The following is a 22163-nucleotide window of genomic DNA, read 5'->3' on the forward strand; positions in this document are numbered from 1 at the left end:
ACCCCTGAATCTTAAAAATGGATGATTATTTTCTTAAAGTAATATATTGCAAAAATAGTATATAAATAAAGTCTTAGCCACCAGATACAATTGGAACCAGTCTTAAAGTATCGTTTTCAGAAAGAGTATCTGTTTCAGAAAGAATTTCGCCATTTCTAACAACAAGATTGTCTTTTATTTTCATTTTTTCGATGAAATCTCTTAACTTTGCATTTTCTGGCAGTTCAATTTCGGACATTTCTCCTGCATTCTTTATAAAAATTTTCAAAAGAACCACCTGAATTTTAAAATAATAAAAAATAGTTAAAAATGAAAAATAAATAAATTATTCTTCTTTTTCAAGACCGCACATTTTTCTTAATTTTGCACCGACTTCTTCGATTTGTAATTCTCCTTCGAGTCTTCTCATTGCTTTTAAATGTGCGTGGTTTACTTGTTTTTCAAGAACGAATTCTTTTGTGAATCTTCCGTCTTGGATTTCTTTTAAGATTTCTTTCATTGCAGCTTTTGAATCAGCAGTTACAATTCTGCTTCTTCTTGTAAGTCCACCGTATTCTGCAGTGTTACTTACGTCGTTCCACATGTTTTTGAATCCTTTTTGGTAGATTAAGTCAACGATTAATTTCAATTCGTGGCATGTTTCAAAGTATGCCATTTCTGGTGCGTATCCTGCTTCTACGAGTGTTTCAAATCCTGCTTTGATTAATTCGGTAACTCCACCGCATAAAACAGCTTGTTCACCGAAAAGGTCAGTTTCTGTTTCTTCTTTAAATGTTGTCTGGATAACTCCAGCTCTTGATAAACCGATTCCTTTTGCCATTGCTGAAACAATGTCAAATGCGTTGTTTGTTGCATCTATTTCGATACAGATTAAACCTGGAACACCGAAACCTTCTTCGTATGTTCTTCTAACCATTTTTCCAGGTGATTTTGGAGCAACTAAAACCACGTTAACTCCTTTTGGTGGAACAATGAATCCATAGTGGATGTTAAAACCATGTGAGAAACTGAGTGTTTTTCCTTCTTTGAGGTATGGTTTTATTTGAGCATCGTAAACTTCTGCCTGTAATTCGTCAGGGATTAAGATGTGGATGATGTCAGCTTTTTCAGCAGCTTCTTCGATAGTCATTACATTGTGACCGTCTGCTTTAGCGTTTTCCCACGAAGCTCCATTTTTCCTTAAACCAACAACAACGTTTAATCCACTGTCTTTCATGTTTAAGGACTGTGCTCTTCCTTGACTTCCGTAACCGATTACTGCAATTGTTTTTTCTTTTAAAGCATCTAATTTAAAATCTGAGTCATAGAATACCTTCATTGTCTTCACCTCTAATCTCACAAACTCTTATATTATAATCCTATATAATGTTAACATCGAATACTGATTTGTATCCGCAAATATATTAATTTAGTATAATTAACAGTTAAAATCATGATATTTATAATTTCCCCATTTAACAAACAAAGAACGTAGAACGCTTATTTTTTTAGTAGATATTTAAACATATAAGATGACGATTTTTAAGTGTTATATGAAAAACGATTAACTTATCGTTATTCATTTTGTCGAGATTTTAAGTTTCGAATGAATTTTCCATAACTCCCCAAATGGCATTATTATTTCTGATTGATAGCTTTGAAAGTTGTGCTAGTTTATCTAAAAAAGTAAGTTTTCATACAGTACGTGCTTTTAACTTATGATTTAAGCTTGAATCAGAAAAAACAGTACATTCATTAAATTAATTATTATTTAATAACCACATTAAACTTCTTTTTGATATTTAAACAATAAATTGGAAATTAAACCTTTAAACTATTTATAATATCTTTAATAGAAATATAACCATTGATTTAGATCGGGTGGAATATGGCAGATTCTATGGGCACTCATAAAGATAATTACGACATATTTGGAGATTTTGAGATCGAATCTCTGCCTAATGGTTGTAAAATAGTGGGATATCATGGCAATTTTGGAGATTTAGATATACCTACTGAATATTACGGTAAACCAATAATACATATCGAAGATAATGTTTTTAAATTTAAAAATTTGACGAGTGTGGTTATTCCTAACTCGGTAACCAGTATTGGAGAAGGGGCTTTTTCACATAATCAGTTGAAGAGTTTGGTTATTCCAGATTCTGTGACTAATATTGGGAGAGGTGCTTTCGCATACAACCAGTTGAAGAGTTTGGTTATTCCTAACTCGGTAACCAGTATTGGAGAAGGGGCTTTTTTATACAACGTGTTATCAAATGTGGTTATTCCAGATTCCGTAATTAACATACGTGACGGAAGTTTTTCGAACAACCAGTTGAAGAGTTTGGTTATTCCTAACTCGGTAACTAGTATTGGGAGAGGTGCTTTTTCAAATAATCAGTTGAAGAGTTTGGTTATTCCAGATTCTGTGACTAATATTGGGAGAGGTGCTTTCTCGAACAACCAGTTGAAGAGTTTGGTTATTCCTAACTCGGTAACCAGTATTTTGGAAGGTGCTTTTTCACATAATCAGCTAAAAAACGTAGTTATTCCAGATTCTGTGACTAATATTGGGAGAGGTGCATTTTTATATAACTGGTTATCAGATGTGGTTATTCCAGATTCTGTGACTAATATTGGGAGATGTACCTTTTCACATAACGTTTTTGAAAACGAATCAGATATAAAACTAGGAAATGGATTTAAACGGTATATTATTTTTGACGAAAAGAATGGAACCATCAATGGAACCATTAGTAATATTGTTAAAAATTTAAATATTCCATCAAATATCGAAGGGATACCTGTAACCGCTATCGGGGAAGGGGCTTTTTCAGATGATCATCTGACAAGCGTGATTATTCCAGATTCCGTAAAAATTATCGGGGAAGGTGCTTTTTCACATAACCGGCTTACGAATTTGATTATTCCAGATTCTGTGACTAGTATTGGGAGAGGCGCCTTTTCGTACAATCAATTGGAGAGTGTGGTTATTCCTAACTCGGTAACCCGTATTGGAGTTTTGGCTTTCCATAATAACGAATTGTCAGACATAATTCTTCCAGAGTCCATAACATCCATAGAAAATATGACGTTTTCAGATAATCCCATAAAAACTGTGGTTATTCCAAAGTCCGTAATTAACATTGAAGATGGGGCTTTTACGACCATGCCGATGAGTTCTGAAAACTCCATTAAATTTGAAATTAAATCTATGCCTTATACTTACGCTGAGACGTATGCGAGGATAAATTGTATGCCCTACACAGGAATAACCCCATTAGAAGAATTACAAATTTATGAATCAAATCTTAAAAATTGTGAAAAGTACGTTTCATACCAGTTTGCAGAGAAAACAGATTATGACACTGCTTTAGAATGGTACAATTTAGCACGAAATGAACAAGATTATTCTAAAAAATACGAATATTGCAAAGAAGCACTCATCATATATCTAGAACTTTTGAATTCGAACCCATCAGATATCGATGTCCTTTATAATGCCGGGGTAGTGTATTATGCCCTACAAGAGTATGCCAAATGTAGGGCTATTTTATTAAAGTTACTTAAAATTAACAACACCCATGAAAAAGCTCTACAGCTTAGATTATTGTGTGAACAGGCAATTGAGCTTTTTAAAGTTGAACATAAGTAATTAAAAAAGTTATTTTTCAATAACTTCCAAAAACTCCCTCTTTGTATACATTTTATTATTTTTTGATTCTTTAAACTTAACATCCAACATTAAAAACGATTATACGAATAAAAGCCATCAATTGATGGATATATAGAAATAAAATAAACCCTTAATGGCATCTAGACTTGGTCATGATATCGAATAAATTACGATGAAAAGCGCAATTAATGTTACGGTGATTACAATGAATACGGGGTCGGTTTGGCTAAAAAAGACTCTTTGGAAACTTACAAAATTTTCAGAGGATTATTTCGCAATGCTTGTTATTTTAGGATCAATTATCGGTTTTTTAAATCCTGATTTATTTGGATGGTCACTGCCCCATATTTCACTTATTCTTGGAATTATCATGTTTGGAATGGGAATGACACTAAATAAAGATGACTTTAAAACAGTTTTGAAAAGACCTTTTGACGTAGTTTTTGGAACAGCTTTACAGTTTATTTTAATGCCGTTACTTGCTTTTTTTGTAGTTACGCTACTTAATTTACCAGGGGAACTTGCAATAGGCGTAATTTTGCTTGGTGCATGCCCCGGAGGAACTGCATCAAACGTGATAACTTATCTTGCAAAAGGAGACGTCGCACTCTCGGTTGCAATCACAACATTCTCAACACTTATTGCACCGTTAATGACACCCATACTTGTACTCGGGTTTGCAGGATCGTGGATAGATGTTTCAGCATACTCGATGTTTCTTTCAATTTTAAAAATTGTATTGATCCCAGTAATTCTTGGAGTTATTATCAACAATTTATTTGGAAAAAAAATAGATTCAATACGACAGATTTTGCCATTAATCTCTGTTGCTGCAATAGTTTTAATCGTTAGTGCGATAATAGGAGTTAATTCAGAAAAAATAATATCTTCAGGAGTTTTTGCTTTACTTGCAGTAATTTTACATAATGCATTTGGTCTTTTATTTGGATATATCGGATCAAAACTCGTTGGAATGGATGAAAAAAAATCAAGAGCAATTACAATAGAAGTTGGGGTTCAAAATTCAGGACTTGCGGTAGCACTTGCAACAATTTACTTCAACCCGCTTGCAGCAGTTCCCGGAGCAATTTTTAGTGTTTGGCATAATATTACCGGGCCAATATTAGCAAATTACTGGTCTAAAAAAGATAAAAATAAGCTTTTGGCATAATTTTCAGATTATAAATTATCTATAAATTTTTTTAAATCTAAAAAATTCTCTGGTTTTACATATATTCTAAACCAGTCATCCTCGAAACCCCAAAATATCGAAGGTATTTTCTTTTCATTTAATAATAAATAACCATAAAAAAGTCTCGATAATTTATCCAAAATATCAATTTCTCTAAATTCAGATATTAATTCAATTTTATCGTTTCCATAAGGTGCCCTAACTCCAAATATCCCCAATTTCTCAGAATGTACATCTTGAAACACCAAAGTATCGTAATTGCATAATTTTAAAAAGTATGCATTTAGTGTATTCATTGAAATATCATTCCTTCACACATCCACTCTTCATAAACACATACCTCTTTAAAAGGATGATTTCTCGATACGATATTTTCCCAAATCTGATTTAAGGGCGCTTTTAAATAATAAGTTCTGGTTTTTATATCCTCACCATTCATGAGTTCCACCTAAAAAGATCCCCTAACATAATTAAAACTAAAAGAATCGAATAGTTCAAAAGTTTAAACGCAATAATATATCCGACATCCTTGAATATATATTATTTGGGTAATCTAATCTTTAAAATTAATTTATACGATTAATTGGAGTTAATACGAAAAAAGAGAAAAAAATAATAGTAAAGTGCCATAAAATTAGTTTGGTATCGTCTTAATAAATCATATCCCACAATGGTTTTGGAATGCCGTAAACGAGTATTTCTTTTATTATGGATTCTTTTAAGCTCGATTCTACACGTTTTTCACAAGTGTTATGAACCTGTAATTTTTTTGGCACCCCTCCTGAATTATTCGATATAACACATCAGCACATTTATTTTCCCCAACTATTGATTTTGCAGTTAAGAGCGTGTTTTCATCAAGACCCTGAATTTTTTTTTCTATTTCATCGTCCTGATATCTGATATCATATTGCATATTCTCCCCCGTAATACCCGCCAAATTAATAGATTATTTTGAAATTTCTTACCGATTCATTATTTTTTAATGTTGTTGTGAACATTTAAAAATTTCTTTAATGGGTAATATATAATTATCGAAAAAGCATGCTTAATTATTTAAATTTTAAAAATCATAAATAATATTAGGTCATGATCTTCGATTTTATCCAAATTTCCGTTTTTTATGGTTATTGGTGATCTGAAGATTATTTCCTGTGACACTCTCTATTTCAGCTAAATTAGCTCGATGAGATAAAGTATTGTTTTTGGAGCCCCCCTTCAAAAATACTCAATTCCATATTTTTATTTTTTTGAAAAAAGGTTTAGTTAATTATAAAGTTTAAAAAAGAAAATTTATGCTTTATTTGATTTTAAGATTTTAGAACCCCTCATGAGTGCGGTGAGTCCAGTTCTTGCGATTTCTTTGATACCCATTGGCCTTACAAGGTCTAAAAATGCGTTTACTTTCTGTTCGTCACCTGTAATTTCAACGGTTAGTGTTTCAGTGCTTAAATCGATGATTTTTCCCCTAAATATGTTTGCATACTGGATTACCTGAGATTTACTATCCTCAGTTGGAGCATAAACTTTTACAAGACATAATTCTCGTTGTACTGACTTTTTACTATTTAAATCAGTTACTTTTATAACTTCGACGAGTTTATTCAACTGTTTTACAACCTGTTCGAGTACAGTGTCGTCCCCCTGAACAACAATAGTCATTCTTGCTACATCTGGGTTTTCAGTACTTCCAACAGTCATGCTTGAAATGTTAAACCATCTTCTGGTAAATAAACCTGAAATTCTCTGGAGTACACCTGGCTTGTGTAAAACCAGAACTGAAATGATGTGTTTGTGTTCCATGATAATCACCCGATTAGACCTTAGGATTAAGTATTTTTTTCATTTCGCTAAAGCATTGAGCTTTTGGAGTTGGTTCCTGTCTTTCCGGGAATAATATATTTGTCATGTTTCCTCCAGGGGGTACCATGTGTAGTGCTTCTGCCGGGTCGATTATAATATCAATTAAATATGGTTTTCCACTGTTTAATGCAGTTTTAAAGGCTTCGTTTATATCTTCAGGTTTTTCAACCCTCGAAGCATCGATCCCATAACTTTCTGCAAGTTTTATGAAGTCAGGTGTTTCTCCAAGGTGCACTGCACACTGGCGCTTTCCATAATAAAGATTCTGCCACTGGTAAACCATTCCAAGTGTCCTGTTATCAAATATTACAACAATAACGGGTATTTCATATTCTGCAATTGTAGCAAGTTCCTGTGAATTCATTAAAAATCCACCATCCCCCGTTACTGCAATTACGTTTGCATCGGGCCTTGCAAATTTAGCACCAATTGCTGCAGGGAATCCGAATCCCATTGTACCTTGCCCCCCTGATGAAATGAATGATTTTGGAGCGCTTGTTTGGAAGTAGTGTGCCATCCACATCTGATTTTGACCTACATCTGTTGTAAGAACTGTGTTTGTCAAACTTGGATCGACTTCTCGAATTGCGTTCATCATTTCTTTGATAACTTTCTGAGGCTTTATTGGGGTGTTGTCAAACTCCATTATCGGAAGTGACTTTTTCTGAAGTTTTTTAACATTTTCCATCCATTCTGTCTTATTAGCAATTTCTTTTTTCATTAAATAAATCAATATATCTTTTAAAATTGCTTTTGCATCCCCAACGATTGGAATATCTACCCTAACGTTCTTTCCAATTTCTGCGGGGTCTATATCAATATGAATAATCTTTGCATTGGGTGCAAATGTAGAAATGTCTCCAGTAATCCGATCTGAAAACCTGCATCCAATTGCAATTAAAACATCACTTTCGTAAACTGAGTAGTTAGAAGCTTGTGTTCCGTGCATTCCAACTAAACCGAGTGCAAGAGAGTGCTCTTCAGGGAAAACTCCCTTACCCATTAAAGTAGTGCATGCAGGGATTTGAGCGTATTCTGATAATTTTATAAGTTCTGGTGTTGCATTTGCAATTTGAACGCCACCGCCTGCAATAATAACAGGTCTTTGTGCGATTTTCATCAATTCCACTGCTTTTTTAATCTGTAATGGGTGTCCAAACTTGGTTGGTTTGTAGCCTTGAAGATTAATTTCTGCAGGAATTGGATATTTTTCTAAGTCTAATTCGTTATCCTGAACATCTTTTGGTAGATCGACATGAACTGCACCAGGTCTTCCGGTTTTTGCAATTTCAAATGCTTTTCTAAATATTTTTGGAATTTCGCTTGTTTTTTGAATCTGGAAATTGTGTTTTGTAATCTGCATGAAAATTCCAAGTGCATCAATTTCCTGAAATGCATCATTTCCGATTAATTTTGTTGGAACCTGTCCAGTTAATGCAACTACGGGAGAAGAATCTGCATGTGCGGTTGCAACTCCTGTAACAAGATTTGTAGCTCCTGGTCCAGACGTAGCAACACAAACTCCAACATTCCCACTTGCTCTTGCGTATCCGTCTGCCGCGTGTGCTGCAGCCTGTTCATGCCTTGTTAAAATGTGTACAAGGTCACTGTGGTACAGTGCATCGTAAAAGGGAAGTAATTGGCCCCCAGGGTATCCAAAGAGGACCTTCACATTTTCCGCTTCTAGGGCCTTCATCATAGCCTCTGCTCCTTTCATGAGATCACCAAGTAATAAAAACGTAATGGATTTGAAATTAATTCGTTTCTAGTTTATTAACTCAAAATCTTATATAAATATTATGAAAACATAAAATGGTTTAAAATCTGTCTGTTCGAATTATTTCTCATCCGCCATATATTAAATTAATCAAGTGAAATTATGATTTTAGGTATTTGCGATGGCCACAATTCAAGTGCATCATTGATCGATGAAAAAGAAATCATTTACGCAGCAAGCGAAGAAAGATTTACAAGAAAAAAGAATTTTAGAGGATATCCTGCAAATTCCATCGATTACGGAATTAATTCTTTTGTAAGTGAAAAGGATGAATTGTCAGCAATTACTGTTGGCGGGCAGTTTAGAAAGGGAGAAAGACTGAAAAAACTCAAAATACTTCAAGAAAATTTAGAAATTCCAATGTACTACTTTAACCATCATTTATGCCATGCTGCAAGCTATAAGCTATCAGATTTTAAAGAATGTTTGATTTTAACAATGGATGGTGGAGGGGATGGACTTTCTTCAACAGTATCTATTGGAAACGGTTCAAAAATAGAAACTATTGCTCAAAGTGATTTAATTGATTCCGTAGGAGATTTTTACGCATCAATTACCGAATTACTTGGATTTAAACCAATGGAAGACGAAGGAAAAGTAATGAGTCTTTCGAGTTTTGAATCGGATGATTCCAAAATTAATCTCGATATTATTGATTATAATGAAAAAACTAAATCTTTTAAGAATTATCTCGGAGTAATCGGTTCTGAATCAACAAAAGCATTGAAAAGAATTTTAGATTATTCAACCCCAAATAAGTCATATGATATTCAAATTTCAAAGTTTGTCCAAAGTAAATTAGAAGAAGTTGTTTTAAAACTTTTAAAGCAGTTTGTGGAAGAAACTGGAATTAAAAATATTGTATTTAGTGGAGGGGTTGCACAAAACGTTAAACTAAATAAACAAATAATCGAACAGGACTTTGTAGATAACTTGTACGTCCCCCCATTTACAGGAGATGAAGGATTATCCATTGGATCGTCGATTTTGTGCTCAAAACACGATTTTGATTTAAAAAATACATATTTAGGTTATGAAATTGATAATTGTAATGTTGAAAAAATTGTGGATTTGGAAAAAAATTTTAAAGTTCAGTATATTGAAGAAAATGATATTTCTGAGAGCGTTGGGAAATTAATTTCAGAAAATAAACTTGTCTGCGTTTCGAGAGAAAAAATGGAATTTGGACCGCGTGCTCTTGGAAATAGGAGCATTTTAGGACTTCCGACAAATGAAAATGCGAAAAAACTTGCAAAAACTCTAAAAAGAAATTCATTCATGCCCTATGCCCCAACAATTCTAGATGAATACTCTGAAAGTTATTTAAAAAACAAAAAATACAGTCCGTACATGACCATGCTCTTTGATTGCTTTGAATCTAAAAAAAGTGAAATTGAAGGAACCGTTCATGTTGATGGAACTACACGGGCGCAAACATTGAAAAAAGAATTCAATGGAACTTTTTATAACACCATTAATTTTTTAAACGATGCAACACAAATTCCTGCAGTTTTGAACACCAGTTTTAATTTACACGGTGAACCTATTGTTTGCAATGAAATTGATGCCATAAATTCGTTTAAAAAAGTGGGAGATTATTTACTACTTGGAAATTATTTAATCGAAAAACTTGATTAGGAGAATATTTATGATTACAATTGATGGAAGTTATCTCGAAGGTGGGGGGCAAATTGTAAGAACCGCAGTTTCTCTTTCTGCAATAACTAAAAAGCCAGTTAAAATCATAAATATTCGAAAAAATAGGAAAAATTCAGGGTTGTCAAACCAGCATATTGCATGTGTAAATGCAATTTCAAAAATCTGTAATGCAAAAGTCGAAGGGCTTTTAAAAAGCTCTGAAACCTTGGTTTTTTATCCTGGAGACATTATTTCTGAAAATTTCGAAATAGATATTAAAACTGCTGGAAGCATTTCTCTTGTTATTCAGTCATTACTACCGATTGCTCTTGCAATAGACAAAAATATTGAAATTACACTGATTGGAGGAACAAATGTTGAATTTTCACCACCAATTGATTATATTAAAAATGTAACGTTGAAATTTTTAGAAAATATTGGAATTAATTCTGAAATAAATATTATTGAACGTGGATTTTTCCCTGAAGGTGGCGGAACTGTTAAAATAACAATAAAACCTTCAAAAATCATTCCATTTGAATTAATTGAAAATAAAAGTATAGAGCTTAAAGGAATTATTTTTAACCAGAACCTCGATGAAAATATTTCAAAACGAATAAGAAAATCTGCAAGCGATATTTTATTAAATAAAGGATTTTGTCCAGAAATTAAGCTTGAAAAAACAAATGGTAAAAGTACAGGTGTAGGAATATTCTTGTTTACTAATTATATCGGTTCAGACTGTCTTGGAAAAAGAGGGATTCCATCGGAAAAAGTTGGAAAAATTGCATCTGAAAATTTAATTGAGGAGTTAGATACAAAAATGGCGATAGATTCGCATTTGGCCGATCAAATAATTCCATTCATGCCATTTTCAGATATTAAAGTTGGTGTTTCAAAAATTACAAATCATACTTCGACCAATATTTACGTGGTTGAAAAATTCTTTGATGTTAAATTTAATATCGATGAATATTCGAAGGATAATGCAAAAGGATACGTAATATCGACTAAAGGTGTTTAAATTATGTATAATTACTTTGAAACTACTGCAGATATTGGGATAATCGCATTTGGAAAAACTCTTGAAGAATCTTTTGAAAATTCTGCGAGAGGCCTATCAAATATTATGGTTGATATCGAAAAAATAGAAAAAATAGAAAAGCATTCGTTTAAGGTTATTTCAGAAGACCTTTTCGGACTTTTATACGACTTCTTAACAGAACTTTTGATACTTCATGATTCTGAGTTGTTAATATTTTCAGAGTTTGATGTAAAAATCGAGAAAAAAGAATGCTATGAATTAAGCTGTACTGCTTTTGGGGATAAGTATTCAAAAGACAAATACGAACCAAAAGAAGAAGTAAAAGCGATTACGTACCACAAAATGGAAATAATAAATGATGAAAACTGCTGGAAAACGCAGTTTATTGTAGATCTGTAAAATTAACACTTCATGGACATATCATAAGCTGTATCTGCCCATGAATCCATAGTAAATCTTGCGTTTCTTCTTCCCGATTTTTTAATTGCCATTTTTCTTAAAGTAAGTAGCGTCTCATCGAACTCTTCTTTTGACATCAAAGGAGCTTTCAATAACATTTCAACTGCTAGCTTATCCATTTTCTGATCATTTTCAAAATCCATAAAATCATCCCTAAAGTCGTCTATCATAATTAATTATATTTTTGTAATATTAATTTTGATAAATTATGCTTTCAATAATACTAATTTTAAATATATTATTATCATATATATAAATTTCCATGAAAAATAGTATTGATGAATCCCTACATTCGGTTAGATATATATGTATAGAAGACGATATAGGAATTGTTTTTAACAGCAAGGGTGAAACTATGGAAGTATCAATTATTGGGGCATCCGGCAAAATCGGGAGTGTTTTATCATTGCTTTTAGCAAAGGAAAGCTATATAAAAAATATTAATTTAATTGCCAGGAATGGTTCCATAAATAAGTTAAAAGGACTTAAAATGGACCTTTATGATGCCATGGCGGCAGCAGGTCAAGATACCAATATCCAGATATGTAGTGATGATGATTTATCCTGCACAGGAACCTCGGATATTACAATAGTTACGGCAGGTATGGCAAGAACGGGAGACATGTCTAGAATCGATTTAATGCGTGAAAATGCAAAGATTATAAAAAATTATGCAAAAAAAATCGCAAATGCAGGAGATACAAAAATATTCATGATTTCAAATCCTGTTGACATGATGACTTATAAAGCATTTATTGAAAGTGGCTACGAAAAAAATCAAGTTTTCGGGCTTGGAACACACCTTGACTCAATGAGATTTAAAGTTGCAGTTGCAAAATATTTTGAAGTTCATATTGATGATGTAAGAACAAGGATCGTCGGAGAGCATGGGGACAGCATGGTTCCATTAATCAGCGCAACCGCAGTTGGGGGAATTCCAATTGTAAGGTTACCCAAATACGAAAATTTCCCTTATGACAGAATTCTTGAAAAAATCAAAGGTTACGGAAAAGAAATCATAGATTTAAAAAACGGTTCAGAGTACGGGCCAGCATCTGCAATTGTAAATATTGTAAGGTGTATTGCACATGATGAAAAACGACTTTTAACCCTTTCTGCATACATTGAAGATGAAATTGAAGGTATTAAAGGCGGTTCGTGTATCGGAGTTCCTGTAAAGGTAGGCAAGAACGGAATTGAAGAAGTAATCCATATGAAAATGAATGATGATGAAATTGAAGGATTTAAAAAATCTTTTGACCTCGTAAAAGGATATTGTAAAGAGATCGAATCGATTTAATACCTGAGAAGATATTGTGGAAGTTTCTGAAAGAATAAGCATTGGAAATAAAATTTCCAAAATCACGATTGTTGCAAACATTGGATTGTCTATCTTGAAAATACTTGCCGGAGTATTTGGAAGAAGCAGCGCTTTGATTGCAGATGGAATGCATTCATTTTCCGATATTTTAAGCACTTTTATAGTGATGCTTGGATTAAAACTTTCAGAAAAACCTGCAGATGAATCCCACCCGTATGGCCACGAACGAATAGAACCTGCTCTGACAAAGCTTTTAGCAGTAATTTTATTTGGAACTGCCTTAATGATTTTTTACTGCGGATTAACTACCATTCTTAGGGGAAATTACCAAATTCCTGAAAACATAACGATAGTTGCGGCAGTAATTTCTATTTTTACAAAAGAATGGATGTATAGATACACCAAAAAAGGTGCTGAACAGATTGAAAGTTCAGCACTCATTGCTGATGCCTGCCACCACAGATCTGATGCATTTTCATCGATTGGAACTTTAATTGGTGTTTTTGGGGCACGACTTGGATATCCAATACTTGATCCCCTTGCGTCCATATTTATTTCATTATTTATTGCTAAAATGGCCTTTGAAATATACTTTGAAGCATTAAATCAACTTCTCGATAGGGCCGCAGATCCAAAAACTATTGAAGAAATCAGAAAAATAATTCTTTCAATTGACGGTGTTTTGGGAATAGATGTATTAAAAACAAGAATTCATTCAAACAAAATCTATGTCGATGTTGAAATTTCAGTTAATAAAGATTTATCATTGATTGAAGCACATAACATTTCTGAAAACGTCCATTCAAAAATTGAACGCAAATTAAAAAGAGTAAAACACTGTATGGTTCATGTGAACCCGTATTTGAAATAATAATTTAGCTTAAACTTTCAGCAACTTTTTCAAACATTAACTCAGTTGGGTCTTCCAAAGTTATTCCATTATTTCTTTTTCCGATATTATCCATTACGTGATTTACAATTTCATCTAAATCTCTTGTGTGGATCATTCTTTCTTTGTCAATCAAGTAGTTATCAACACCCAAAAGCTTTTCTGGATAGCAGGAAATTGTTGGAACGCCAAGAACTGCTGCTTCACGGTTCATTGTTCCGCCAGCACCAATCATTGCATCGGAATAATAAAGTAAAGATATTGCATCAATTGTTTTTGGAACCGTTACGCCCATTGATACGTATTTTTCCCTTTGGTCTTCGTCTCTTGGAAATGCAACAATATTGCAGTCCATCTGACTTTTTAATTTTTCAATAATCATTGGAATTATGTCTTTTTTTCCGTTACAGTACGAAGAATTGGGTCTTGGTCTCATTATTGCCAAAGGCAGTGATTCATCGATATTTAATTTTTCCTTTATCGATTCATCAATTGAAAATGAAGAATTTAACCTCGAATTAACATTAGAAACTTCACAAGTTCCTGCAAAAGAATCAATGTATTTTCCAAATGAACTTCCGTTTAAAACTAACTTTGTACCTTCCGGACATATTACGTCGTCCACAAGAGGAACCGTTAATCTGTTCTGTGCACTTGCGTGTTCATTGTCTAAAACAAATATTGAATGGATATTCATTCCAAATGATACTCTTGGAAGTTCCACAGAGTGTTTTGCAATTGCAATTTTTGGGTCCAATTTTTTTGCAATTTTTGTGAGTTCAATTACCCTTTTTGAAGAATTTATAAGCTTTTCTTCTAGCGAATCCGCATGATTTCCCACAGAAATATAATCATAACCATAAATGTCGATTAAATCTTCTAAACTCTGGAATTTTCTTGCAGTAATGTAGTATTCAATTCCTTCCCGATTGAATTTGTCAATCAATTGCGAAAAGTAATGAATATGAGGGGAATTTGTTAAATCGATCCATACATCCATAAAATCACCAATATATCTCTACTGGATCACTAAAATAATTCTATTTAGTAATGAGGTTAAATCAAAAAGTTCTTAATAAAGTAGTACTGTTTTATATATAACTATTGGTATTTGAAATTTATTATCTTTTGTATGGGAGATTATGATTGTTGTAGGGATTGATCACGGCACATCCGGAATTACCGCATGTGTGATGGAAAACAAAACTGTAAAATCTATTTTTAAGATGAAAAGAACTGAAATTAACGAAAATTCTTTTTTAAAAGAACTTGAAAAACATGTGAATTTAAATGACATCGATTTGATGGGCGTATGCTACTCGATGGGTGACGGAATAGATAAAATAACAGATATAAAAAAAGTTGAAAATAGGGGAGTAATAAACCTCGAAGGGATTGGAAAAAAGGTTGGTGGCGGAACGAAAGTTTATGATGAAATAAAATCATCAAATATTCCCGCAGTTGTCATTCCTGGACTTCATAAGGGCGTAAAAAGTATGGATGAAAGATTTAACGCCCTTTTTTCGCATATTGCATCTCCAGAAAAAATATCCATCTGCTACAATGCATACAAAACATTTGGCTTTGAAAATTTCATTCTTTCAGACATTTCTTCAAATACGGTTACGCTTTTGATAAAAAATGGTAAAATATTTGGCGGATTTGATGCATGCGTTGGTGCTGTTGGAATATTACATGGACCAATTGATTTAGAATTAATTAGAAATATCGATTCGAAAAAAATTACTGCAAATGAGGCTTTTTCAAAAGCGGGAGTTGTTAAAATTACAGATTCATACAAAGGCGTTGAAGATACGAAATTTGAAATTATGAGTAACTACAAAAAAGATAAAAAATGCACCTTAGCAGTTGATTCACTTGTTTTAAGCGTTTCTATGGAAATAAATTCTTTAATGTTTTTAAATCACGACAAAAATGTAGTTCTTGCAGGTTCCATTGGAACTTGGAAAAATCCAAATATTTCCGAAATGATAAAAGAAAATATCGATGGAAATGTTCTTGTTTTAGATGGGGACAGTGGTGCAGTCGGCAGTGCAATGATTGCAGAGGATATATTAAATGGTAAAAGGGAAATTCTAGGAATATCAGTTGATTTTTAAATTTTCTAAATTTTTAGACTTCATACCATAACTATTATATACCACTTTTCGATATATGGTAGTTGCCGCTCTTTTAAAACCATGATGATATGAGTGGGCGCCATCCGGATAAAAAAATTTTTTTAAGTGATGAAGGAGGTCATAATATGGCTGTATATGTTAAATTTGAAATATCACAAGAACTCGAAGAAAAAACTGCAGAAGTAGTTGCTAACGCTGAAAAAATCAAAAAAGGCGCTAACGAAGTTACAAAAGCAGTAGAAAAAGGAATTGCAAAATTAGTTGTAATCGCACAAGATGTACAACCTGAAGAAATCGTTGCACACATTCCAGTAATCTGCGACGAAAAAGGAATTGCATACTCATACAGTTCAACAAAAGAAGCTTTAGGAAAAGCTGCTGGTTTAGAAGTACCTACATCAGCTATTGCAGTTGTTGCTGAAGGAAGCGCTGACGAATTAAAAGATTTAGTTGAAAAATTAAATGGATTAAAAGCATAATTTTAGCAGCTAACAATAAATAAAATCAGGTGATTTAAATGGCTGATGATATGGTATACCAGGAAGCAGTGGCTGCTGAAGTTATCCAAATCAACGGAAGAACAGGAGTTACTGGTGAAATTTTCCAAGTAAGATGCAAAATCTTAGGTGGAAAAGACACAGGAAGGATCTTAACAAGAAACGTGAAAGGACCTGTTAAATTAGGCGACTTCATCATGTTAAGAGAAACCGAAAGAGAAGCAAAACAACTCGGTAAAAGAAGAAAATAATTCCCGCTAGGTGATTACAATGGAATGGAAAACATGTAGCTTTTGTGAAGGCACAATTGAACCTGGATGCGGAAAAAAATACGTTAAAAAAGACGGTTCAGTTATGCACTTCTGTTCATCAAAGTGTGAAAAGAACTTCAAACTCGGAAGAGTTGGAAGGAAAGTAAAATGGACTAACACTTTCAAAAGAATTAACAGAGGACAATAAATCCTCCAAATCTTTTTTAATATTTGTTTTAAATTAAAACTGGCTTTTTTGGAAAATATTTTAAAAATTTAAAAAAAGAAATGAAATTTTTAGTTATTCTATTGTTATTTTATAGATTTTAGTGTTTGTTGAGCTTTCACGTCCTTCCCATGAACGGTAGTAATCAAATGTTATTTCAACTTCTCCAGATTCTGTTGCATTAAAAGTCCACTCGTGAACTCCGCCTGCACCAACTACGCCTTCTTCTACGTTGTTTTGAATGTACTCATCAGACAACAATTCTATTTTACTATCGTCATTTATTGTATAATTCCACGTGTAGCCTGTTGTCGGGTTTTCATCAAGTTTTATAGTCATATTTTCCCCCAAAACCATCTTTTCTTCAGTAGTTTCTACTTCAACATCTGAAGTATCTTCTACTGATTCAATGTAAGGTTCATAATAAGGATATTCATATTTTGGCAAATTAATTGTTTTTACGGTTTCCCAAGTATTTTCATCAATTACGTGTATTTCGTAATTTGAAAACGTGTAGAGATAGACTCCAATATACAAAGACCTTAAAACACTGTAGTCTTTGAAAACGTCATCTTTAACCATTTTAATTCCATTTTCATTAACTTCGAAAGCGTATGCGTGGCTTCCTGCCGGAAGTACGAGTATTTCTTTTTCAGAATCCCACAAAAATGCGTGGTGTTCGTATAGTGCAGTTGACCAGTACTCGTTTAATGAATATTTCGAAAGTTCCATTGGGTTTTCAAAGTCAGATATGTCAAATAATGAAATTTTTACCATATTTGAATCATCTTTTCCAATTCCAATTAATTTATTGTTCCCAATTGGATGTAAATAAGTAGAATATCCCGGAATTTTTAGTTCACCGAGTACTTCCGGATTTTTTGGATCTTCTAAATCAATTACAAGTAAAGGATCAGTTTCTTTATAAGTTACAATGTAGGCTTTATCCCCGATAAACCTTGCAGAGTATATCCGTTCCCCTTTTTCAAGTTCGGTCACTTTTCCAACGATTTCCATGTTTTCGTCAAATACATAAATGTTATTTGTTTGAATATCCCTGTATCTCCAGTCGTTTCCGATTGTTGTTGCAATTCTTAAATTTCCATTGTATTCATCCATTGAAAAGCTGTTTAAAATGGTTCCAGGAACTTTTCCGCTTGTTAATTCAAAACTTTCGAGGTTTATTTTTACAATGCCTGTTCCCTCAAGTTCTTCCCAGTTTTCATTTAAATATAATTCATAATCATTTTCAATTTCATTTTCCAGATTATTCATTTCTTCTGAAGATAATGTTTTTAAATAATCTTCAAGAGTTTCCGTCATCTGTAAGTATTTTGCACTGTCTCCAAAGTCAGTGTTTGAAAATATTCGATCAAGTTTGTCAGATACTTCTTTTGGGAAATATTTATCGCTATTTTTCCATATGAAATCCATCATTAGTTTATCTTCATTGTAATCCAGTTCATAAGCAAAATAAATGTTTTTTTCTGAAACATAGACCGTATTACTGTATGAACCAACTAAAGCTACCGTGTTTTCAATATCTCCGCTTTCAATGTCCATTGATGAAATAATATAGGTTGATTCAAACCTAGGGTAGATAATATCTGGAATTACTGGAATGTATATATCATCATAGCCAATTTTAACGTTATTCCAGATTATCGGCCCATTTATTCCGTATTCCTGAACTATTAAATATAATTCTCCGTCAATTAATCTTGAATCAACATAAGATTCGTTTAAATATTTTGCCCATATTAATTCAGGCGTTCTTGGATTTGAAATATCGTAATTTTTAATTCCATCATAAGTAATTACAATTAAATTATCCCCATCAAGGTAGAGATTTCCACCTTCCGAGATATTTCCAATTATTTGAGCTGTTTCTGCAGGCAATGCATCGATTACATAGGTACTCTGGCCCCAGTATGAACTTGACCATACTGGAGCTTGGGTTGTATAAAATATAAAGTCCCCATTGGTTTTTACAATGTCAGCTTCATCAACACCAATTACCTGAACATTTGTTTGAGAATATCTCTCTTCAGAATAACCCTGCACTCCTGAATCGGTATCGTAAGCAATTTCAGATGTTACAGCATATTCTTTCACTGCAATATTACCACTGCCATAATAATATCCAGAATCTGACATTTGTTTTAAAAAATTATTAAAATTTTCTTCTGAATTTGCGGGAACTACCTTAAAATCTCCAGTATAACTTATTGCAGAATTATCTTCTGGATTATACGTTAAAAAAACTGCAGAAGTTACTAAAAGTAGCCCTAAAATAATAATTATGTTGCGATTCATGAAAATCACCATTTTATCTTCATAATAAATATGTGTGGTAAATACTTAAAAATAGTTTTTAAATCGTTCGGTGAGTTCCGAACAGTTTTTAATTGAAAATAAAAAAATGATTAGTTGGATTTGTACGTTATTTTTGAAATTACGTGATATGCGATAAGTAAACTTATTAAAATCAATCCAGTACCAATTAACAGATTTAAATCAGAATTAACAACAGTTACAGATTCTGAAACCCCTGAAGCTGCTACATCAAACTCAGAAACTTTTAAAGCTTCACTCGTAGCTTGAAAAGCTGAATCCGTTAAAAGCAGATTTTTTCCAATTTTAAGAAACAATATACTGTATAAACCGCTTAAAAATACAATTACCGACATCGGGAACAATATTATCATTTTTTCAAGATCATTTCTGATTAAATACTGTCCTTTTTCCGTTAATCCATAGTATACCCATTTTCTACCATCTTCATTCTTTTTTACAAGTTCCCCGTCAACCAATACTGATAAATGTTCGTGAACTGTTGATTTTGATAGTTTCAGACTTTTTGAAAGCTCAGTTACAGTGTAATTTTTATTTCCGAGTGCTTTTAAAATGGATATTCTTGAACGCGAGGATAGTGCTTTTAAAAATTTTTTGTTAACTTCAAATCCCGTCATGTTAAACCACTTAATAAAATTTAAGAAAAAAATAATTTATTATTCTTCTTCAGAGTCTTTTCTCTTTTTCCATCTCCTATATAAAATGTATGCTACAACTGCTAAAACAATAATTATTCCTATAAATGAATAATTAGTTCCGTCCTGATTTACCTGGCTGTTAGCTGGATCGAGTTCGAATTCCTGTGTAATTGTGAATTCTTCGTGGTATTCATTAAAGTACGTCAGTGTTGCAGTAATATTTGTTTTTGAATCCCCAAATATTTCTAATTCGTATATTCCTGAATCAGAATCATCCTCTTCTAAATCTCCGATATATCGAATATAGTTGTCATTTAATTCAACTGCTCCATCAACTTCAAGTACACAGTGCTTCAATTTTGAAGTTCCCCTGTTTGCAAGTGCAATTGTTACTTCTTGACCCCCAGAAATTGATTGCACACCATCGAGGTATAAAAACGGCTGGTTGTCAAAAATTATACTTTTTACTTTCAAATTTATCGGAATTGACGAAGTATATTCCGCCCCATCTTCCCCAACCCATTCAATATTTGCATTTATTGAATAAATTCCATCCTCCGTTGTTGGAATTGCATATGCATCAACAGTTATCAATTTCTGAGTTTGTGGACTTAATGATTCTAAATAAAACGTTGTTGGCCCTACAATGTTTAGATCGCTTGTTCCAACCAAATTTAAAGTTAAATATTTTGCAGTTCCAGTTCCCTGATTTTTAATATATATTTCAAGTTCTTCAGATTCTGAAGGGTTTATTGGATTGTTATCTTCTAAATTAATTTCAAATTTAGCAATTCCATATATCGGAACGTAATATATTTTTGTTAGGGATCTCTGCTTTTCATTTGCATCTCCATCGGAGTCATATTCCGTTGCAGTTACTGTAACATCAATTCTGTACTCGTCAGAAGGAGCATTCTCGCTTACGTGTATCTTAAAGTATGCAGTATCGCTTTCACCCTCGTTAAGATGTGAAATTTCAGCTAAACCAGTTTCTGGATTTACCTGTTTTATTTCAAAGGGATAGTGTGGACTTATTTCAACTTTGATATCTTTTAACTGTTTATCGTAGTTGTCGTTAACTATTTTTATCCAGATGTTTACATCATCACCCGGATGTATCACATTTGGATTTGTTTCTCCAAACTCCGAATTATCTACAACATACTGCGGATCGTCCACAGATAATGCATAGGTACTCGTTAGTAATGCAAGTACAAGTAATAATAGCCCAGATTTAACTGAAAGCTTCATTATATCACTCTTTTTAATTTTTAGGTTGGTTATCATTTAACAAAATCATTTTTGTACATATTATCTAATTGAAATTAACATTACATTTTTCCCACCAACCAATTTACCTTTAAACATTCATTCTCAGTATTTTTTAAAAAATCTCAGAATTTCTTACCCAATTATTTCATAAACCCAATCTAATTGAATTCTTCAATTTGAAAGTTTTGAATCTTTTTCAGAACAATTTTATCAAATTATGCCGCTTTTTTGATAACTTCGGTTTCGACGACTTTGCCATCTTTAACTTGATCAATTTCAAGGATTTCCCCATCTTTCATTCGAATGACCCTTGTAGCATATTTTATCATGTAATTATCGTGAGTAACCATAATAATCGTCATTCCTTCGGAATGTAACTTTTCAAGTATATCCATTACCTGTTTACCACTTTTACTGTCAAGATTTCCTGTGGGTTCATCTGCAAACAGTAATTTTGGATTGTTTGAAAGAGATCTTGCAATTGCTACTCTTTGCTGCTGCCCCCCTGAAAGTTGGGATGGTTTATAATTTTCTCTTTCACTAAGGCCAACAATATTAAGTAAGTCTCTGGCTCGCTTTTTCCTGAAAGTTTCATCTTTTCCATCTAACGTCATTGGGAGTTCAACATTTCCTAACGCAGTTAATGTTCCAATTAAATGAAATTGCTGGAATATAAATCCACTAATTTTTCGTCTGAATACTGCACGTTCATTTTCATCCATTTTAGTGGTTTTTTTACTCTTTATGTATATGTCTCCTTTCGAAGGAACGTCTAAAAGACCCAAAATATTCATTAAAGTGGATTTTCCACAACCACTTGGACCCATTATTATTACAAATTCCCCTTCTTCAATTTTTAAATTAATGCCCTTCAATACAGTTGATTTAGCTTCGCCAATACCATACGTCTTGATTACATTTTTCGCTTCAATTAACGCCAT

24 protein-coding genes are annotated in these 22163 nt (G+C 32.8%); 11 read left to right on the forward strand and 13 right to left on the reverse strand.

Features of this window, described 5'->3' with window-relative positions:
• Positions 1 to 73: 73 nt before the first annotated feature.
• Together HNP90_RS07990 and ilvC are read right to left on the reverse strand one after the other, a co-directional pair.
• The gene (locus HNP90_RS07990) at positions 74 to 268 is read right to left on the reverse strand and encodes a MoaD/ThiS family protein (protein WP_012068197.1); all 195 of its coding nucleotides are present in this window, start codon (positions 266 to 268) and stop codon (positions 74 to 76) included.
• Positions 269 to 325: 57 nt separating this feature from the next.
• Positions 326 to 1318 (reverse strand): ketol-acid reductoisomerase, encoded by a 993-nt coding sequence (gene ilvC / locus HNP90_RS07995; protein ID WP_012068196.1) that lies wholly within the window; start codon positions 1316 to 1318, stop codon positions 326 to 328.
• Positions 1319 to 1867: 549 nt separating this feature from the next.
• Between ilvC and HNP90_RS08000 the strand changes: the two genes are divergently transcribed.
• Together HNP90_RS08000 and HNP90_RS08005 are read left to right on the forward strand one after the other, a co-directional pair.
• On the forward strand, positions 1868 to 3637 hold the full coding sequence (locus HNP90_RS08000; RefSeq protein ID WP_012068195.1) for a leucine-rich repeat protein: 1770 nt from the start codon (positions 1868 to 1870) through the stop codon (positions 3635 to 3637).
• 226 nt (positions 3638 to 3863) lie between these two features.
• Complete coding sequence (locus HNP90_RS08005) at positions 3864 to 4829, forward strand: bile acid:sodium symporter family protein (RefSeq protein WP_012068194.1); 966 nt, start codon at positions 3864 to 3866, stop codon at positions 4827 to 4829.
• Between the two features lie 8 nt (positions 4830 to 4837).
• Here the strand turns inward: HNP90_RS08005 and HNP90_RS08010 are convergent, their stop codons facing one another.
• From HNP90_RS08010 to HNP90_RS08025, 5 genes are all read right to left on the reverse strand, one after another.
• Positions 4838 to 5146, reverse strand: a complete 309-nt coding sequence (locus HNP90_RS08010) for a hypothetical protein (RefSeq protein WP_258558954.1) — start codon at positions 5144 to 5146, stop codon at positions 4838 to 4840.
• A complete protein-coding gene (locus HNP90_RS09435) occupies positions 5143 to 5289 on the reverse strand; it encodes a hypothetical protein (protein WP_258558955.1) in 147 nt (48 codons plus the stop codon). Before HNP90_RS09435 ends, HNP90_RS08010 begins: the two co-directional genes overlap by 4 nt.
• A gap of 291 nt (positions 5290 to 5580) precedes the next feature.
• Positions 5581 to 5766, reverse strand: a complete 186-nt coding sequence (locus HNP90_RS08015; protein WP_048060476.1) for a hypothetical protein — start codon at positions 5764 to 5766, stop codon at positions 5581 to 5583.
• Positions 5767 to 6143: 377 nt separating this feature from the next.
• Positions 6144 to 6653 carry an acetolactate synthase small subunit gene (gene ilvN / locus HNP90_RS08020; protein ID WP_012068193.1) on the reverse strand — a complete coding sequence of 170 codons (510 nt, stop codon included), beginning with the start codon at positions 6651 to 6653 and terminating at the stop codon, positions 6144 to 6146.
• 13 nt (positions 6654 to 6666) lie between these two features.
• The gene (locus HNP90_RS08025; protein WP_012068192.1) at positions 6667 to 8430 is read right to left on the reverse strand and encodes an acetolactate synthase large subunit; all 1764 of its coding nucleotides are present in this window, start codon (positions 8428 to 8430) and stop codon (positions 6667 to 6669) included.
• Between the two features lie 162 nt (positions 8431 to 8592).
• Here HNP90_RS08025 and HNP90_RS08030 point away from each other — a divergent pair, with 162 nt between their 5' ends.
• From HNP90_RS08030 to HNP90_RS08040, 3 genes are read left to right on the forward strand one after another with little or no spacing between them, the layout of a single operon-like run.
• On the forward strand, positions 8593 to 10128 hold the full coding sequence (locus HNP90_RS08030; protein ID WP_012068191.1) for a carbamoyltransferase C-terminal domain-containing protein: 1536 nt from the start codon (positions 8593 to 8595) through the stop codon (positions 10126 to 10128).
• A 10-nt stretch (positions 10129 to 10138) separates the two neighbouring features.
• Entirely contained in the window at positions 10139 to 11152 is a 1014-nt protein-coding gene (gene rtcA, locus HNP90_RS08035) for an RNA 3'-terminal phosphate cyclase (RefSeq protein WP_012068190.1), read from the forward strand.
• Between the two features lie 3 nt (positions 11153 to 11155).
• The gene (locus tag HNP90_RS08040) at positions 11156 to 11572 is read left to right on the forward strand and encodes an archease (protein WP_012068189.1); all 417 of its coding nucleotides are present in this window, start codon (positions 11156 to 11158) and stop codon (positions 11570 to 11572) included.
• A gap of 2 nt (positions 11573 to 11574) precedes the next feature.
• Here the strand turns inward: HNP90_RS08040 and HNP90_RS08045 are convergent, their stop codons facing one another.
• Positions 11575 to 11802, reverse strand: coding sequence for a hypothetical protein (locus HNP90_RS08045; protein WP_012068188.1), 228 nt, complete (start codon positions 11800 to 11802; stop codon positions 11575 to 11577).
• A gap of 185 nt (positions 11803 to 11987) precedes the next feature.
• Between HNP90_RS08045 and HNP90_RS08050 the strand changes: the two genes are divergently transcribed.
• Together HNP90_RS08050 and HNP90_RS08055 are read left to right on the forward strand one after the other, a co-directional pair.
• Complete coding sequence (locus HNP90_RS08050) at positions 11988 to 12932, forward strand: malate dehydrogenase (RefSeq protein WP_012068187.1); 945 nt, start codon at positions 11988 to 11990, stop codon at positions 12930 to 12932.
• 16 nt (positions 12933 to 12948) lie between these two features.
• Complete coding sequence (locus HNP90_RS08055) at positions 12949 to 13824, forward strand: cation diffusion facilitator family transporter (protein ID WP_012068186.1); 876 nt, start codon at positions 12949 to 12951, stop codon at positions 13822 to 13824.
• Between the two features lie 4 nt (positions 13825 to 13828).
• Here the strand turns inward: HNP90_RS08055 and HNP90_RS08060 are convergent, their stop codons facing one another.
• Positions 13829 to 14842 (reverse strand): DUF354 domain-containing protein, encoded by a 1014-nt coding sequence (locus HNP90_RS08060; protein WP_012068185.1) that lies wholly within the window; start codon positions 14840 to 14842, stop codon positions 13829 to 13831.
• Positions 14843 to 14984: 142 nt separating this feature from the next.
• On the opposite strand from HNP90_RS08060, the gene HNP90_RS08065 reads away from it, so the two are divergent.
• From HNP90_RS08065 to HNP90_RS08080, 4 genes are all read left to right on the forward strand, one after another.
• Entirely contained in the window at positions 14985 to 15962 is a 978-nt protein-coding gene (locus HNP90_RS08065) for a methanogenesis marker 12 protein (protein ID WP_012068184.1), read from the forward strand.
• 146 nt (positions 15963 to 16108) lie between these two features.
• Positions 16109 to 16462: a 50S ribosomal protein L7Ae gene (rpl7ae, locus tag HNP90_RS08070; RefSeq protein WP_011170585.1), complete on the forward strand. Its 354-nt coding sequence runs from the start codon at positions 16109 to 16111 to the stop codon at positions 16460 to 16462.
• Positions 16463 to 16500: 38 nt separating this feature from the next.
• The gene (locus tag HNP90_RS08075; RefSeq protein WP_012068182.1) at positions 16501 to 16731 is read left to right on the forward strand and encodes a 30S ribosomal protein S28e; all 231 of its coding nucleotides are present in this window, start codon (positions 16501 to 16503) and stop codon (positions 16729 to 16731) included.
• Between the two features lie 19 nt (positions 16732 to 16750).
• A complete protein-coding gene (locus HNP90_RS08080; RefSeq protein WP_012068181.1) occupies positions 16751 to 16939 on the forward strand; it encodes a 50S ribosomal protein L24e in 189 nt (62 codons plus the stop codon).
• Positions 16940 to 17032: 93 nt separating this feature from the next.
• Here HNP90_RS08080 and HNP90_RS08085 read toward each other — a convergent pair whose 3' ends face one another.
• The 4 genes from HNP90_RS08085 to HNP90_RS08100 form a co-directional block, all read right to left on the reverse strand.
• Positions 17033 to 19273, reverse strand: coding sequence for a beta-propeller domain-containing protein (locus HNP90_RS08085; RefSeq protein WP_012068180.1), 2241 nt, complete (start codon positions 19271 to 19273; stop codon positions 17033 to 17035).
• Positions 19274 to 19383: 110 nt separating this feature from the next.
• On the reverse strand, positions 19384 to 19929 hold the full coding sequence (locus HNP90_RS08090) for a winged helix-turn-helix domain-containing protein (protein ID WP_012068179.1): 546 nt from the start codon (positions 19927 to 19929) through the stop codon (positions 19384 to 19386).
• Between the two features lie 39 nt (positions 19930 to 19968).
• Positions 19969 to 21201, reverse strand: a complete 1233-nt coding sequence (locus tag HNP90_RS08095; RefSeq protein WP_012068178.1) for a COG1361 S-layer family protein — start codon at positions 21199 to 21201, stop codon at positions 19969 to 19971.
• A gap of 236 nt (positions 21202 to 21437) precedes the next feature.
• Positions 21438 to 22163, reverse strand: a complete 726-nt coding sequence (locus tag HNP90_RS08100; RefSeq protein WP_012068177.1) for an ABC transporter ATP-binding protein — start codon at positions 22161 to 22163, stop codon at positions 21438 to 21440.

Source organism: Methanococcus maripaludis, from assembly GCF_013760955.1.
Lineage (GTDB): Archaea > AGJL01 > Methanococci > Methanococcales > Methanococcaceae > Methanococcus > Methanococcus maripaludis_A.